We start from the raw sequence: 16,302 nt of genomic DNA, 5'->3' as shown, positions 1-16,302 counted from the left end.
TCTTTTTTATCTGCTTTGAATCGCCAGAACTCTAGGAAAATCCCTGTAGAAAAGGCGCAAAGATGGTATAATAGAACTATCATTTTACAGGAATCCTAACATTATGAAATTAGTCTATACAGATATTCGAACGCCTTTAACCCAGGTCTTGGTGGATGAAGCCAATCGCTTGGTTGCTGAAGGGAAGCGGGTCTTTTATATCGCCCCCAACTCCCTGTCTTTCGAAAAGGAAGGCAAGGTCTTGCAACTCCTCGACCAGAAGGCTTCTTTTGCCATTACCATTACGCGCTTTGCCCAAATGGCTCGCTATTTCACCCTCAATGAAAGCCACCAACAGGAGTCGCTCGATGATATCGGTCTCGGCATGCTCTTTTTTAAGGTGCTTTCTCAGATGCCGGATGAAGAGCTCAAGGTCTATGCCCGTCTCAAGAAGGATCCCCAGTTTATCCAACAATTGATCCAGCTCTTTCATGAGTTGCAGTCTGCCCAGATGACAGCATCCGACTTGGATGCCTTGCCAGATCAGGAAAAGAGAGAAGACTTGGTCCATATCTTGAAGGCTGTTCAAGACCAGTTAGTTGCAGGCGCCTTTGAGTCTGAGTCTAAGTTGGCTAGTTTTGCCTCTCACCTTATCAAGGGAGATTTGGATGAGGAGTTAAAGGATTTGGCCTTAGTGATTGATGGCTTTACCCGTTTCTCAGCTGAGGAGGACTACCTGGTTTATTTGCTACATGACAAGGGTGTCGAGATCATTATCGGGGCCTATGCCAGTGAGAAGGCCTATCGCTCGAGCTTTCGTGAGGGCAATCTCTACCAGGCCAGTGTCGATTTCTTGCTAGACTTGGCTAGGACCTACCAGGTTACACCAAGCTACGTCGGTCAAGGAAAAGAGGATGCCTTTAGCCGCATGACGCGGATCTTGGAAGCTCGCTATGACTTTACAGAGGTCGATGTAGAGCTGTCTGATCAAGATCGAGAAGCCGTAGAGATTTGGACTTGTAATCATCAAAAGGAAGAGCTAGAAGCCGTTGCCCGCTCCATTCGCCAGCGCCTCTATGAGGGCGCACGGTACAAAGACATTCGGGTCCTCTTGGGAGATGTGGATGCTTATCAGCTCCAGCTCAAGACCATCTTTGACCAGTACCAGATTCCTTTCTATCTCGGAAAGAGTGAATCTATGGCCCAGCATCCCCTGGTCCAATGGGTGGAATACTTGGACCGTCTTCGTCGCTATCGGTTTTTGACCGAGGATGTGGTCAATCTCTTGAAGACTGGGCTCTATGGGACGCTGACACGAGAGGATATCGACCATTTCGAACAATATGTTCGCTTTGCAGAGATTAAGGGTCTGGCTGCCTTTTCTCGTGACTTTACAGCCAACCACCAGGACAAATTTGACCTAGAGCGTCTCAATCAGATTCGCCAGCAAGTGATCAGTCCTCTGCAGGAATTTTATAAGACTAAGAGTCAGACCAGCCAGGGACTGCTGAAGAAGTTTGCCCAGTTTTTCCAGGAGGGTCAGTTGGCTCAAAATATGCAACAGTTGGCCGGTCGTGGTTCAGAGCAGGAGATGGAACGCTATGATCAAGTCTGGAAGTCCTTTAGCCATGTACTAGAGCAATTTGCCCAAGTTTTTGAACAGATGAAGGTGACTTTGGATGATTTCCTAAGCATCCTCTTATCAGGGATGTTGTTGGCAAGTTATCGGACGGTTCCAGCGACTGTCGATGTGGTGACAGTTCAGTCTTATGATTTGATCGAACCTCTATCAGCTCCTTATGTCTATGCCATTGGTTTGACCCAGGAGCGCTTCCCTAAGATTGCCAAGGACCAATCCTTGCTGACGGATGAGGAGCGCCAGGTCTTGAACCAAGCTTCAGACGAACAGGCCAATCTCCAAATTGCCAGTCAGGACAACTTACGGAAGAATCGCTTCGTCGCCCTGTCCCTCTTCAATGCAGCCACCAAACAGTTGGTCTTGTCCAGTCCTATTTTAGTCAACGAGGTGGATGACAAGATGTCCCCTTACTTGCTCGAGCTGACCAAGGCCCCCCTCAATTTATCTGTCATTTCGAAGAAGGCAACAGCCTCTAGTCAAGACATGGGTTCTTACCAGGCTCTCTTAGCTCGATTGATTGAATTGCACCAGGGAGAAATTGACCAGGAGTTGAGCAAGGAAGAAGCGACCTTCTGGGCGGTTGCCATTCGTGTCCTTCGGAAGAAATTAGCGTCAGAAGACTTGCACATCCCACAAATTAGCCAAAACTTGACGACCAAGGTCCTAGAAGATGAGACCCTTGAAGCCCTTTATCCTAAAGGTCAGGCTCTGTCTTTATCTGCTTCAGCTCTCAACACCTACTACCAAAACCAATATAGCTATTATCTCCACTATGTCTTGGGCTTGCAAGAGGAGTGGCACTTGCGACCAGATGCGAGAAGCCATGGGAATTTCTTGCACCGAATTTTTGAACGGGTGCTAAAAGATCCTTCAGAAGGAGATTTTGATGAGCGCTTGAACAAGGCCATTCGCGAAACCAGCCAGGAGACAGAGTTTGCCCTCCTTTATCAGGAGAATGCCATGGCTGCTTTTTCAAAAGAATTGCTTCTGGATACCGCTCGGGCAACGGGACGTGTCCTCGCTCACAATGATCGCATTGAAACCATTGGAGAAGAAGCTCTCTTCGGCCAGGCAGATCGTCCCTTCTTAACCCTAGAAGATGGTCGTCCGCTCTTGGTCAAGGGCAAGGTCGATCGGATTGACCGGCTGTCTGATACAGGAGCTTTGGGAGTGGTGGACTACAAGTCCAGTGAGACCAAGTTTAATTTTGAGAAGTTCTTTAACGGTCTCAACTCCCAATTGCCAACCTATCTGTCCGCTATCAAAGACTTTCAGGACTTTGATCCTGACAAGGGGATTTTTGGAGCCATGTACTTGCAGATGACGGATCCTTTGGTGCTTCTCAAGGATACCAAGGCGGTCGATGATGCTGTCCAAGCCGTTCTAAAAACCCAGCAATACAAGGGTCTATTCTTGGCAGATCAGGCTAGCCAACTTGACGAGAACTATGAGAAAAACAAGGCCATGCTCCTGAGTCAAGAGGAGCTAGATCTGCTCTTACTCTATAATGCCCATCTCTATCAACAAGCAGCCCAGGGCATCTTATCGGGAGACTTTGCTATCAACCCTTATACTGAAAATGGTCGAAGCATTGCTCCATATGTAGAACAATACAAATCGATTACAGGATTTGAAGCCAATCTCCACTTAGGACAAGCTCGCTTCTTGGAGAAACTGGATCCAAGACAGTACGAGAAACGCCCAGTTGGTGACAAGCTTCGTCAGGTCTGGATAGAAAAAATGAAGGAGGAATTGAGTCGATGAAGCCAATTGAATTTTTAAGTCCCGTTCAGATTCAAGACCTCCAAATCCAGGAGGCCCAGTCTGACAAGGAACAAAAACGGACGCCTGAGCAGATAGAAGCCATCTATTCGTCAGGGACCAATATCCTAGTATCAGCTTCGGCTGGATCTGGAAAGACCTTTGTCATGGTTCAACGGATCCTGGATCAGTTGCATCGGGGGATTTCTATCCAGCAATTGTTTATCTCGACCTTTACCGTCAAGGCAGCGACTGAGCTCAAGGAACGTTTAGAAAAAGAGTTAGAGAAAAGTCTTAAGGCTAGCCAGGATGAGGAGCTCAAGCACCACTTGGCTCAACAAATTGCAGAATTACCAACTAGTGATATCGGGACCATGGATGCCTTCACGCAGCGACTGGTCTCCAAATACGGCTATTTATTGGGGCTCTCACCGACCTTCCGCATCCTTCAAAGTGCGAGCGAGCAGTCCTTACTCAAGAATGACTGTTTTGAACAAGTCTTTGAGCGCTTTTATGAGGTGCAAGGACCTGACCGCCTCTTTAGTCGCCTAGTTAAGAACTTTACAGGAAAGGGCAAGTCGCTAGCTGGGTTTAAGGACCAGGTTTATGCACTGGTAGACTTCCTCCAATCCACTGCGGATCCCCAAGCCTGGTTGGAGGAGTCCTTCCTCAAAGGTTATCAGGATCTGGACTATAATGAAGCCTTGGACCAGTTGGCCCAAGAGGTAAAAGAGCAACTCTTTGAACTGGAATCTTTCTTTACCTTCCACCTGGCCAATGAGGGGCAAGCCTTTTCTGGGGCCAAGTACCAAGAGAATGTTACCGCTATTCAAGACTTAATTGCGGGACTCAATGAGCAGTCCAGCCAGGAAGCCATCTTTGAGGTCTTAGAGCGGGTGGTCTTGATCTCTCGTGCTAGCGGAGGACGAAGCCTGACCATCACGACACGAAAAGAAGACCTGAAAGAGCTAGCTACTGCCTTCAATGACGAACGTAAAGAACGGATCGAAGCCTTGCGGGCAGCAGCTTCCCAGCACTACCAATTGACCTATCAGTTTCGCTTCAAGGATGAGCCCTTGCCTTTGCTAGTCTTGCTCAGGGATTTTGTCCAAGCTTTCTCGATTGCTTATTTGGAGCGCAAGAAGCAGGAAAATGCCTTTGAGTTTGGCGACATCAGCCATTTTGCCATCCAGATTCTAGAAGAATTTCCTCATATCCGCAAGCTCTATCAGGAGCGCTACCACGAGGTTATGGTCGATGAGTACCAGGATACCAACCACACCCAAGAGCGGATGTTGGAGCTCTTGTCCAATGGGCGCAACCGCTTCATGGTGGGAGATATTAAGCAGTCTATCTACCGCTTCCGTCAGGCGGATCCCCAGATTTTTAATGACAAGTTTAAGGCCTACCAAGAAGAAGGGGCAGATGGCAAATTGATTCTGCTCAAGGAGAATTTCCGTAGCCATGTAGAGGTTTTAGAAGCGACCAACCATGTCTTTGAACGCCTCATGGATGAGGAAGTTGGAGAAATTCTCTATGACCAGAGCCATCGCTTGATTGCGGGCAATCCAGAGAAGAAGGAGCCAACGCCTGCCTATGAGACGGAGTTCCTGCTCTATGATGGCAGTCAGGAAGTGGATGAAACAGGTGAAGACGAGGAGCAAGAAGGGGATAGTCTATCCTCAGGTGAAGTCCTTTTTGTCATCAAGGAGATCATCCGCCTCCACAATGAAGAGGGGGTACCTTTCAAGGATATGACGCTTTTAACGGCTTCTCGGACCCGGAACGACAAGGTTCTTTCAGCCTTTGAAGCCTATCAGATTCCTATCGTTGCGGACGGGGGAGAGGAAAACTACCTCCAGTCGGTTGAGGTCATGGTCCTCTTGGATACCCTTCGTACCATTAACAATCCCTTACAGGACTATCCTTTGGTGGCCCTCATGAAATCAGCCATGTTTGAATTTGACGAGGACCAGTTGGCCCGTTTAGCCTTACAGAGAGGTGAAGGCAAAAAAGCAGAGAATCTATATGAGAAACTGCAGCATGCCTTAGACCAGACTGGAAGTGCTCCTCAGTTGATCGATGCGAGCTTAAGAGACAAACTCACTCGCTTTATGGAGACACTAGATGCCTGGCGTGACTACGCCCAGACGCATTCTCTCTATGATCTGCTCTGGAAGATTTATCAGGATCGCCACTATTATGATTATGTGGGTGCCTTACCAAATGGAGCCCAACGGCAGGCCAATCTCTATGCCTTGACCCTTCGGGCAAATGACTTCGAAAGCTCTAGCTTCAAGGGCTTGCCTCGCTTTATTTCCATGATTGATAAGATCTTGGAAAATCAGCACGACTTGGCCAATGTTGCCCAGGCAGTTCCTAAGGATGCTGTCCAGCTTATGACCATCCATAAGAGCAAGGGACTTGAGTTCCCCTATGTCTTTATCCTTAATACCGATAAAAAGTTTGTCGGAAAGGAACTGTCGACAAATGCCGTGATCAGTCGGAAAAATGGGGTGGGCATCAAGTATATTGCGAATCTCCCTGTCGAGTCTGATCAAGAGGGACTTCCTGAGGCCGTTCGATTGGTCATTGAGACCCTGCCTTACCAGCGAAATGTCGAGGAAATTCGTCTGGCTGCCTTATCGGAACAGATGCGCCTTCTCTATGTCGCTATGACCCGGGCAGAGCGCAAGCTTTATCTGGTGGGCAAGGGCCGGCAAGATAAATTGGAAGAGAAAAAATGGGGAGCCAGTGTCAATGGACGCTTAAGTCCAGCTCTTCGCAAGGAAATCAATTGTTTCCAAGACTGGCTCTATGCTATCCAAGCCGTCTTTGCCCAGCAACATTTGGCCTATCAGACACGCTTTGTGACCGACCAAGACTTGACGCCGGAGCAAATCGGTCACTTGGAGGTTAAGACGTCCCTCCCAGTCGATGACCTCAAGGACAATCGCCAATCAGAAGAGATTCGCCGTGCCCTGGATGTCTTAGAATCTGTGGACCGGCTCAACACCCAGTACCAAGCAGCTATCCAACTCCCTAGTGTGCGGACTCCAAGTCAAATCAAAAAATTCTATGAACCTATCCAAGATATCGAAGGAGTGGACCTCATGGAAAAAGGGGATCTTGCCTTACCAAGCTTTGAGTTTCCAAAATTCGGCAAGGAAGAAGCTGTGACAGGAGCAACAGTCGGTAGTGCCCTGCACGAACTGATGCAACGGATCCCATTGACGACGATTCCAACCATGGAGAGCCTAGCAATGGTCCTCCAAGAGGTCAATGCCAGCCCAGCTGTCAAGGAGCGAATCGACCTTAAGAAGGTCTTGGCCTTCTTCCAGACTGACTTGGGCCAACTTTTGCTCAAGGAGGCAGACAAGGTTCATCGTGAAGCACCCTTTGCCATGCTCAAAACGGATCCAACTAGTGGTCAGGACTTTGTGGTCCGGGGGATCTTAGACGGTTACCTCCTTTTGGAAGATCGGATCCTGCTCTTTGACTACAAGACAGACCGTTACCGCAACCCTCAGGACTTGCTAGATCGTTACCATGCTCAACTGGAGCTCTACGCGGAAGCCCTCCGACGCTCTTATGGGGTGGACCGGCTTGAATCCTATTTGATTTTACTGGGTGGTGAGCAGCTGCAAGTCGTTTCTCTAGCAGATAGAACGGATCCATCATGACGCCTATCGAACGAATCCAAGAGATGGAAAGCCATCTCAAGGTCTACCAAGGCTTAATCGAAGAGCTTGAAGCCTGTTTGCAACGAGTGGAAGCTGGCCAGTCTCGCTATATCACCCTTCGCGATTACTACACTAGCCAGGTCTACATGGAGGATGTCGAACTGTCCAATCAACCAGACTTTCCTGAAGAGGTCTACTGTGGCGTCTTATCGGAAGATGCCGTCTACGATTTGTTGGACGAGCACTACCAAAAGGCAGTGGAAATGCTAGACCTTGCGACTAAGATGTTAAAAGAACGATAAGAACACAAAAAGAGAGTGGGACAGAAATCGGTAATTCGTTAGAATTCGATTTCGTCGTCCCACCTCCGCACAGTTGAGTAGGGCTGTAAAAGCTGATGAAATCAGCGTAGTAGAGCCCACTCAACCACTGCGTCTTGCTCGACAATCCAAAGACAATTGAGAGGCTAGGACTTTTGTTCCATCCTCTATTGATACGCAAAACAGGTCAACAGATGATCTAAAAATCATTGAACAAATTAAGCTCTTCTATTTTGACAAAAAAGTCAATCTTTCTGTGACGCACTGGAAGTTGCGTCTACCTGATTCTGATCTGCTTCTTCTTGTTTAGAAGAATTTCTTTCCGTCTTATCTAAAGTGTCGGGCTCTTTCTGTACATGCCCGCAGGCCGTTAGGATAAAGACAGAAATCAGAGCCAGAAACAAGCTCCCAATTTTCTTGAATCTAGACATACGAGTCCTCCATTTTACGAAACTTGATGAGACTAGCACTCCGCCAAAAATTCCTGCACAGTCTCGACATCTTCTGGACTACCGCCTCGGTCAATATCGCAGATATGCTGGAGCCCATATTTTTCGATAATCAAGGCAGTCGCCCCGCAGAAGGTCCGGCCGTGTTTAACAGAGTCACCATTATTAACAAAACCTTTAATCAGCCCAGGATGTTTCTTGATAAAGCGTTTGGTAGACCAGGGAATTTTCCCAGCACCAGCATTTCGAGTAATGAGAATACAGGGCTCTTCCAGTTTCTCCTTGATAGTCTGGGTCGGATAGCCCAGTGATTCTGCAAATCGTTTACCAATACCAGTATTTGAATCATAAACTACAATCATCTTCATCACCTACTTTCTTAAAAAAAGGATAGCAAACCAAGCCGCAAAGCCTAAAACCACGACATCTGAGATGAGCATAAGCATGAACTCTAAATCTGGCATCATGTGAATGTACATCAGCAATGACAAAGTTGTCAAAGCCAGTGCCGTCAGCTTAACAACTGCCGGCAAGCCCGGAATCAAAGCTGCTCCGATCAGGACAACGATGAGACCTCCGACTAAAAATGACTGAAAATCCACACTTAAACTAAAACCAACTGTCGCACCGCCGTAACCAATGGTCAAAAGACCAATCAGCACCAGACAGATACCCAAAATAGCCAATCCGCTCATAGCAAATCCTCCTTGCTTATTCATTCATTTCCTCACTTTCCGTTTTTGAATGAACGATTTCTAATATTCATTCAAAACTTTTTAAAAAATAATTCACTTTATACTTATCCAATCACATTTCTTGAATACCTTCCAATTCCTATTCGCACTACATAAGACATCACCTCCTTTTGTTTATGAATGAATGATTTTAAAAATTCATTCATGCTTGCTTCTAAGTAAAGGAATTTCCTCTATTTGGAAAAAATCCCCTTAACAAAATATTTCACTAAAGTCTCAAGACTATCGAAGTAGCCTGAAAATTCCTGCTCTGTGACATGCATGTCTATGTAATAAATCAAGTCATAAACCTTCATGATCTCAGCTATTTTCTCCTTCGAAAAGCCCTCTTCCTGCAAGCGCTGGCTGAAGGTCTGAATCAGAAACTGATGAAAGGCATTGGATGCTCGTCCGGCATCCTGATTATAGTAATCGTGCAGAATCTGAGAAATGCCTGGCTTGTTCCACTCAGCCAGAATTTTATTGGGTGAAATCAACTCAAAAGTGACTGCAAAAAGCTGCTCAACGATTGCCTCGGGCTCGCCCTGCCAGTCTACGCGTTGCATGATTCCCTCACGTATATGGCTATTTTCAGCTACATAAACCTCCAAGAAGATAGCTTCCTTGGACTCATAATACTTGTAAAATGATCCGACAGCCATATGGCTTCTCTTAGCAATATCAGAAATTCCAGCTGCCTTATAGCCTTTTTCTGCAAATACTTCTCTAGCCGCAGCCAAGAGCTCATTTTTTTTATCCATTTCCATGCCTCTTTTATGAATGAATCAATCTATATATTCATTCATATTTTAACACATTCTTGCCATTTGTCAAGCATTTATGCTATACTATACAAAAAAGATAGTTTGCTAATCAAATTATTTTTTTGTACTATATTTTGGAAGTTGAGCTATGCTCAAGGAAAGACGTAACCAGGGTACCATCGCCCTACTGGTAATTACTTTTATTTTTCTAGCAGTTGCTGCAGTGATGGGATTTATCCAATACCAAAAAGTCAACACCAAGACTGCCTATGACCGAAATAGCAATCCCGGAGCAGATTCAGCAGTCTATGCTGAAGTGTCATATATTTTTCCAGAGGCTCTGATTGAAGTAGAAGATAATACTCAAGTTTGGCTGGTTGCTTACCAAGACGGATATGTTGGTCTGCAGGCTAAAAAGGGAGACAAACAGATTGCCCAGCTCTTGGAAAAAGAGAAAAAGGGCGAGCTGGAAAAAAATCCTGTCCGAATCGTTGGCTCCTATGTTAATGCTAACTCCCCTAAAAAAAATCAGGGATATATCTCTAATTATGGCAGCCTCGTTCGCGGTCTCCTAGCAGACAATCCCGAAGTCATCACAGTAATGTCAAGCAGCTCCTATATCTCTATCACTGAATTTGAATCTGACAATCTTGCATTCATGTTCTACATTCTGTTTTTGATTGGACTCTGTGTTTTCTTTGTCGTTATAGGAATTATCGGCCGCAAGAAAAATATCGCTGCCTACGAAGAAATCTATGCAGCCTATCCAGAGGCCAAGAACAATCTCAATATCCTGCTGGAACAAGCTTCTTTCCACGACGATGTGCTGAAAATTGCTGTTTATAAAGACCATCTCATTGCCTACTATAGAGGTTTCAAGGCGATTGATCTCAAACAGGTCGTCCATCTCTACCACCACATTCTCACCATGCATCGTGGTTTCGTTGCTTCAAACAGAAACTCAACCTTAGTTGCTGTTCGAAACAATCAAAAGAAATACCAAATGCCTATTAAGAACATTGGTAAAACAACAGACACTAAACTTCAGTCAACCTTTGACTACCTCTACAACCACTTCCCTCATATCCGATTGGGAGTGTAATATCACATAAAGAGAGTGGGACAGAAATCGGTAATTCATTAGAATTCGATTTCGTTGTCCCACCTCCGGACAGTTGAGTAGGGCTATAAAAGCTGATGAAATCAGCGTAGTAGAGCCCACTCAACCACTGCGTCTTGCTCGACAATCCAAAGACAATTGAGAGGCTAGGACTTTTGTCCCAGTCTCTTCAAATTGAAGATAAAGTCTTTTGAAAAACTTTCCTTAGGTGAGTGCGGACGTCAGCGAACTTCGTAGAAGTTCCATGACTTAGTTTTGAACCTAAGGTTTCAAAACTATCGAGTGCTTGAACCATAGTGGTTCAAGCACTTTTTCTCACGGCGGAAAGTTTTAGATTTGCTTAAATGCTTATCTAATAAAAAATTTTTGAAATATTATCTAGCTAGTTAATGTAAAAATAGTTTGTTTCCATTCAAAAAACTCCGGTTTCCCGGAGTTTTTTGATTGATTAGTGTGATACGCGACGACGTGCTGCTTTTTTACGGTTTTCTTCGATGAAAGCTGCTTTTTGTTCTTCAGGCTCGATTACTTTTTTCTTGAATGTGTAAACTGCACCTGCTACAGCAGCAACTGTACCAGCAACACCAGTAACAAAACCTTTACCAAATCCTTTAGCCATGAGAATTTCTCCTTTTCTGAACTTTAAATATTTATGTTATAATATATGGTAACGAAAAAATGCGATTTTTGCAAGGAAAAACGATGAAAAACAAGATAATTGTGATAGTGGGACCGACCGCTGTTGGGAAAACAGCCCTCGCTATCGAGGTGGCCCAGCGCTTTCAGGGCGAGGTCATCAGTGGGGACAGTCAGCAAGTCTACCGCACACTAGATATTGGAACAGCCAAGGCCAGTCCAGAAGAGCAGGCAGCAGCTCCCCATCATCTGATTGATGTCCGTGAGGTGACAGAGACCTACTCGGCTTATGATTTTGTCAAAGAGGCCAGCCAAGCCATCGATGAGATTCAAGAACGGGGCCATCTTCCCATTATCGCTGGAGGAACAGGTCTCTATGTCCAGAGTCTCTTAGAAGGTTATCACCTAGGAGGGGATGTTGCTCATGAGGATATCCTAGCCTATCGGGAGTCCTTGTCCCCTCTCACTGATGAAGAACTATTTGAGCGAGTAGCAAAAGAGGGAATTAAGATCCCGCAGATCAATCGTAGACGGGCCATGCGAGCTTTAGAGATTGCCCATTTCGGTCAGGACTTGGAAAATCAAGCTCCTGCCTATGAACCCTATATCATCTGTTTAGATGATGATCGCCAAGCCTTGTATGACCGCATCAATCAACGGGTGGATCTCATGGTTGAGCAGGGCTTGATAGAAGAAGCCCAGTGGCTCTATCACAACCATCCTGAGGTTCAGGCGGCTAAGGGGATTGGCTACAAGGAGCTCTTCCCTTATTTCAAGGGTGAGCAAAGCTTAGAGGAGGCCCTGGAGCAACTCAAGCAAAATACTCGCCGTTTTGCCAAGCGCCAGTTGACCTGGTTCCGCAATCGGATGACGGTCCATTTTTACCAGATTGGAGAAGAAGACTTTAAGGAGCGGGTTCTCCAAGATATAGAAAGATTTTTAGATGATAGAAACTGAGAAAAAACAGGAGCGGGTCCTCATTGTCGGTGTCGAGCTCCAAGGGATGGAAAACTTTGACATGTCCATGGAAGAGTTGGCCAGTCTAGCCAAGACAGCCGGGGCAGAAGTCGTAGGTGTCTACACTCAGAAGAGAGAAAAGTACGACAGCAAGACCTTCGTCGGTTCTGGAAAGCTAGAAGAAATTGCCCAAATGGTGGATGCAGATGAGGTTTCGACAGTTGTCGTTAACAACCGTTTGACCCCTCGGCAGAATGTGAATTTAGAAGAAATTTTGGGTGTTAAGGTCATTGACCGGATGCAGCTGATCTTGGATATCTTTGCCATGCGGGCACGGAGCCATGAAGGGAAGTTGCAGGTGCACTTGGCCCAGCTCAAGTACCTCTTGCCCCGTCTCGTGGGTCAAGGAATCATGCTCAGTCGGCAGGCCGGGGGGATTGGTTCTCGTGGTCCAGGGGAAAGTCAGCTAGAGTTGAACAGCCGGAGTGTCCGCAATCAAATCACCGATATTGAGCGTCAACTCAAGGTGGTCGAGAAGAACCGAGAAGTGGTTCGAGAAAAACGTCTGGAATCTTCTGTTTTTAAGATTGGCTTGATTGGCTACACCAATGCAGGAAAGTCAACCATTATGAATGCCTTGACCAGTAAGGCCCAGTACGAAGCAGATGAACTCTTTGCGACCTTGGATGCGACAACCAAGAGCATTCATCTAACAGGGAATTTACAAGTAACTCTGACAGATACGGTTGGCTTTATTCAGGACTTGCCGACAGAGTTGGTGACCAGCTTTAAGTCGACCCTAGAAGAGAGCAAGAATGTGGATCTCTTGGTCCATGTCATCGATGCCTCTGATCCCAACCATGGAGAGCATGAAAAGACAGTCCTTCAGATTATGAAAGATTTGGAGATGCTGGAGATTCCACGCTTGACCCTCTACAACAAGGCAGACAAGGTCAAGGACTTTACCCCTACACAGACACCTTACCGCCTGGTTTCGGCCAAGGATCCCGATAGTCGGTCTAAACTTCAGGACATTCTACTTGAAAAGATGCAAGAGCTCTTCCAGTCTTTTACGCTACAGGTGCCTTTTGAGCAAGCCTACCGCTTCCATGAATTGGAGACCATGGCCATTTTGACCGAGCGTTCCTATGAGGAAACTGGTGAGGTCATAACAGGCTACATCGCCCCTAAAAATGCATGGAGACTAGAGGAGTTTTATCATCATGGATTATCTTAACATCGCCCTCAGCTACGGTGGCTATACCAGTCTAGACAAGGTCTATTTAGATCGGGTCTTGGCAGGATTGACAGAGGAGCAGAAGCTTCAGTTTATCACGCCACCACCCAGTGTCATCAACGCCTACTTCGCAGAGCTCTACCAAAAGAAAAGCCCGGAAGCAGCAACTGACTACTATGAACAAGTCACTGAGGTCTTTGACCTTTATCAGACGAGTCCCAGCTTTGAGGAGGAGAAACCCTTTGTTCGTCTCAATCTTTCTGGCAAGGCCTATGGTTTTTGCTACCGAGAGAAGGGATTGGCGCAAGTATTTGCCCAGCAAGCAGGAGCCATTCGTATGGACCTCTTGTTTGAGATAGCGCAAATTTTTCCTCACTACCTCGTCTATGAAGAGGAAGGCTTGATTTTGATGCGTCTGGTTAGGGAACAAGAGGTAGTCGAGACCAAGGAATTGTCAGCTTTGTCTAATCTTGAAGAGCTGGCAGATGGTAGTATCCGTCTATCTGGTTACAACCAGGACGAATTGGTTCAATTAGCCACTGCCTACCCTGGAAAAATCGCTGTTCGATCCAAGAATCGGACCGCTATGATCTATATTAGTTAGAAAGTATACAATGGAAATTCAATTTTTAGGAACGGGTGCGGGACAACCGTCCAAATCTCGTAATGTCTCTAGTCTAGCCCTCAAACTCCTGGATGAAATCAATGAAGTCTGGCTCTTTGACTGTGGGGAAGGGACGCAGAACCGAATTTTAGAAACCAGCATCCGTCCGCGAAAGGTCAGCAAGATTTTTATTACCCATCTACACGGGGACCATATCTTTGGCTTGCCAGGTTTCCTCTCTAGTCGGGCTTTTCAAGCCAATGAAGAGCAGACGGATCTAGAGATTTACGGCCCAGTTGGAATCAAGTCTTTTGTCTTGACCAGCCTGCGAGTTTCCGGTTCTCGCCTACCCTATCAGATCCATTTTCATGAGTTTGATGAAGGTTCGCTTGGGAAAATCATGGAGACTGATAAGTTCACGGTCTATGCCGAGGCTCTAGACCATACCATCTTCTGTGTGGGCTATCGCATCATGCAAAAAGACCTCGAAGGAACGTTGGATGCAGACAAGCTCAAGGCAGCAGGAGTGCCATTTGGACCACTCTTTGGCCAGGTCAAAAATGGGCAGGATGTTACATTGGAGGATGGCACCAAGATCATTGCGGCGGACTATATCTCAGCCCCTCGACCTGGTAAGGTCATTACGATTCTGGGAGATACACGTAAGACCAATGCCAGCGTCAGACTTGCCGTCAATGCAGATGTCCTCGTGCATGAGTCCACTTATGGCAAGGGCGATGAGAAGATGGCTCGTAAGCACGGACACTCGACCAATATGCAGGCGGCAGAAGTGGCGCGTGAAGCAGGGGCCAAACACCTTCTTCTCAACCATATCAGTGCCCGCTTCCTCTCCAAGGACGTCAGCCAATTGCGCAAGGATGCGTCCAGCATTTTTGAAAATGTTTATGTCGTCAAGGATTTAGAAGAAGTGGAGATCTAAGATGCGAACTATCATCATCACAGGAGCAAGCGGAGGCCTGGCTCAGGAAATGGTCAAGCTCCTCCCTGAGGACCGATTGATTCTCTTAGGCAGAAATCAAGAAAAACTGGAAAAACTCTATGCTAGCTATCCTCAGGCCGAATGCATCGGGCTTGATATCACAGATTCCTCAGCTGTCCAACAGCTAGTGGAAGAGCTGACTCAGTGCTATGGAAAGATTGATGTTTTGGTCAACAATGCAGGCTATGGGATCTTTGAAGAGTTTGACCAGATCACTAATGAGCAGATTCATTCCATGTTTGAAGTCAATACTTTTGCCCTGATGAACCTCTCGCGCATCGTTGCTAAGGGAATGAAGGAAGCAGGCAAGGGGCACATCGTCAATATCGTCAGCATGGCGGGTCTCGTCGCAACTGCTAAATCTAGCCTCTATTCGGCGACCAAGTTTGCGGCCATTGGCTTTTCCAATGCCCTACGCTTGGAACTCATGCCCTTTGGTGTCCATGTGACGACGGTCAATCCAGGCCCCATTCGGACTAGTTTCTTTGATCAGGCAGATCCTGACGGAAGCTATGTTAAGGCTGTGGACCGCTACATTTTGGAACCAGATTTTGTAGCCAAGAAGATCGTTAAAAACTTTGGAAAAGCAAAACGCGAGCTCAATCTTCCTTGGCTCTTGAACCTGACCCACAAGCTCTATACCCTATTCCCACGCATCTCGGACAAGCTCGCCAGCAAGATGTTCAATTACAAATAGGAGGAGCCAGATGGCCGCAAATATTCAAGCTTATTTAGAAAATCTCCAGCAACCCTGGGGACAGATCTATTATGATATCCTTTTTGACCAATTACAGGACATCAAGGGAAAGCGAGTGCTTGATTTTGGCAGTGGCTTTGGCCTGGTGGCCAACCACCTAGCAAAAGAAAATCAAGTCCTTGCTGTGGAGCCGAATGAAGAAATGGTAGCCTTGCGGGCCCAAGAACATTCCTACCAGCAACTGGTCGGAAGTCTGGACCAGTTAGCAAGCCTTGAAGATGCCAGCTTTGATGTCATCCTTTGCCACAATGTCTTGGAGTATGTAGAGGATCGCAAGCTGGTTCTTGAAGAATTTACCCGTCTCTTGAAACCAGGAGGCCTGCTCTCTATCGTCAAGCACAATGAGGTTGGCCGCGTCCTGCAGACGGTGGTCTTTGAAAATGATACTCAGAAGGCCGTCGATTTGCTAGCAGGCCAAGATCTGGAAACCCACTCCATGGGCTTGGCCCAGGCCTATGATCTAGATAGAACAGTCGAAGACCTAGCTCTTGAAGTTCAGAACTACCAGGGAATTCGAGTCTTTTACGCCTTGCAGGACAATCGCTTCAAAGGCCAAGAAGGCTGGAGAGAGTCTATGCTCAAAATGGAGCTGTCCGTTTGCCAAGAGTCCCCTTACAGAGATATCGCCTTCTTCAAGCACTATAGCTTAAAAAGGAGTTAAG

15 protein-coding genes are annotated in these 16,302 nt (G+C 46.5%); 10 read left to right on the top strand and 5 right to left on the bottom strand.

Going from position 1 to position 16,302, the window contains the following annotated elements; all coding sequences use genetic code 11:
* Window positions 1-103 precede the first annotated feature (103 nt).
* From rexB to HMPREF9421_RS08080, 3 genes are read left to right on the top strand one after another with little or no spacing between them, the layout of a single operon-like run.
* On the top strand, window positions 104-3,382 hold the full coding sequence (rexB, locus tag HMPREF9421_RS08090; RefSeq protein ID WP_006596528.1) for an ATP-dependent nuclease subunit B: 3,279 nt from the start codon (window positions 104-106) through the stop codon (window positions 3,380-3,382).
* Window positions 3,379-7,062: a helicase-exonuclease AddAB subunit AddA gene (gene addA, locus HMPREF9421_RS08085; protein ID WP_006596527.1), complete on the top strand. Its 3,684-nt coding sequence runs from the start codon at window positions 3,379-3,381 to the stop codon at window positions 7,060-7,062. The genes rexB and addA overlap by 4 nt, the downstream gene beginning before the upstream one ends.
* Window positions 7,059-7,364 (top strand): DUF4298 domain-containing protein, encoded by a 306-nt coding sequence (locus HMPREF9421_RS08080; protein WP_006596526.1) that lies wholly within the window; start codon window positions 7,059-7,061, stop codon window positions 7,362-7,364. The genes addA and HMPREF9421_RS08080 overlap by 4 nt, the downstream gene beginning before the upstream one ends.
* A gap of 263 nt (window positions 7,365-7,627) precedes the next feature.
* Here the strand turns inward: HMPREF9421_RS08080 and HMPREF9421_RS08075 are convergent, their stop codons facing one another.
* The 4 genes from HMPREF9421_RS08075 to HMPREF9421_RS08060 form a co-directional block, all read right to left on the bottom strand.
* Window positions 7,628-7,813, bottom strand: coding sequence for a hypothetical protein (locus tag HMPREF9421_RS08075; protein WP_006596525.1), 186 nt, complete (start codon window positions 7,811-7,813; stop codon window positions 7,628-7,630).
* Window positions 7,814-7,845: 32 nt separating this feature from the next.
* Entirely contained in the window at window positions 7,846-8,202 is a 357-nt protein-coding gene (locus tag HMPREF9421_RS08070; RefSeq protein WP_006596524.1) for a class Ib ribonucleoside-diphosphate reductase assembly flavoprotein NrdI, read from the bottom strand.
* Window positions 8,203-8,550, bottom strand: coding sequence for a hypothetical protein (locus HMPREF9421_RS08065; protein WP_006596523.1), 348 nt, complete (start codon window positions 8,548-8,550; stop codon window positions 8,203-8,205).
* A gap of 209 nt (window positions 8,551-8,759) precedes the next feature.
* Window positions 8,760-9,326: a TetR/AcrR family transcriptional regulator gene (locus HMPREF9421_RS08060; RefSeq protein WP_006597143.1), complete on the bottom strand. Its 567-nt coding sequence runs from the start codon at window positions 9,324-9,326 to the stop codon at window positions 8,760-8,762.
* Window positions 9,327-9,477: 151 nt separating this feature from the next.
* On the opposite strand from HMPREF9421_RS08060, the gene HMPREF9421_RS08055 reads away from it, so the two are divergent.
* Window positions 9,478-10,431: a hypothetical protein gene (locus HMPREF9421_RS08055; RefSeq protein ID WP_006596521.1), complete on the top strand. Its 954-nt coding sequence runs from the start codon at window positions 9,478-9,480 to the stop codon at window positions 10,429-10,431.
* Window positions 10,432-10,897: 466 nt separating this feature from the next.
* On the opposite strand, the gene HMPREF9421_RS10430 is transcribed toward HMPREF9421_RS08055, so the two are convergent.
* Entirely contained in the window at window positions 10,898-11,068 is a 171-nt protein-coding gene (locus HMPREF9421_RS10430) for a DUF3042 family protein (protein WP_003002781.1), read from the bottom strand.
* Between the two features lie 83 nt (window positions 11,069-11,151).
* On the opposite strand from HMPREF9421_RS10430, the gene miaA reads away from it, so the two are divergent.
* Genes miaA through HMPREF9421_RS08025 form a run of 6 tightly spaced genes read left to right on the top strand, consistent with a single transcriptional unit; the run spans window position 11,152 to window position 16,301 of the window.
* Window positions 11,152-12,042, top strand: coding sequence for a tRNA (adenosine(37)-N6)-dimethylallyltransferase MiaA (miaA, locus tag HMPREF9421_RS08050; protein WP_006597229.1), 891 nt, complete (start codon window positions 11,152-11,154; stop codon window positions 12,040-12,042).
* Window positions 12,029-13,279: a GTPase HflX gene (gene hflX / locus HMPREF9421_RS08045; protein WP_006596519.1), complete on the top strand. Its 1,251-nt coding sequence runs from the start codon at window positions 12,029-12,031 to the stop codon at window positions 13,277-13,279. Before miaA ends, hflX begins: the two co-directional genes overlap by 14 nt.
* Window positions 13,263-13,883, top strand: a complete 621-nt coding sequence (locus HMPREF9421_RS08040; protein WP_040803080.1) for a cystathionine beta-lyase — start codon at window positions 13,263-13,265, stop codon at window positions 13,881-13,883. The genes hflX and HMPREF9421_RS08040 overlap by 17 nt, the downstream gene beginning before the upstream one ends.
* Before the next feature lie 10 nt (window positions 13,884-13,893).
* Entirely contained in the window at window positions 13,894-14,823 is a 930-nt protein-coding gene (gene rnz / locus HMPREF9421_RS08035) for a ribonuclease Z (protein ID WP_006596517.1), read from the top strand.
* Window position 14,824: 1 nt separating this feature from the next.
* On the top strand, window positions 14,825-15,580 hold the full coding sequence (locus tag HMPREF9421_RS08030; RefSeq protein WP_006596516.1) for an SDR family NAD(P)-dependent oxidoreductase: 756 nt from the start codon (window positions 14,825-14,827) through the stop codon (window positions 15,578-15,580).
* 10 nt (window positions 15,581-15,590) lie between these two features.
* Entirely contained in the window at window positions 15,591-16,301 is a 711-nt protein-coding gene (locus HMPREF9421_RS08025) for a class I SAM-dependent methyltransferase (protein WP_006596515.1), read from the top strand.
* Window position 16,302: the final 1 nt, after the last annotated feature.

Source organism: Streptococcus australis ATCC 700641 (genome assembly GCF_000186465.1).
GTDB classification, from domain to species: domain Bacteria; phylum Bacillota; class Bacilli; order Lactobacillales; family Streptococcaceae; genus Streptococcus; species Streptococcus australis.
Note: the sequence above shows the minus strand (reverse complement) of the source record. Positions and strands in the feature narration are given on the sequence as shown.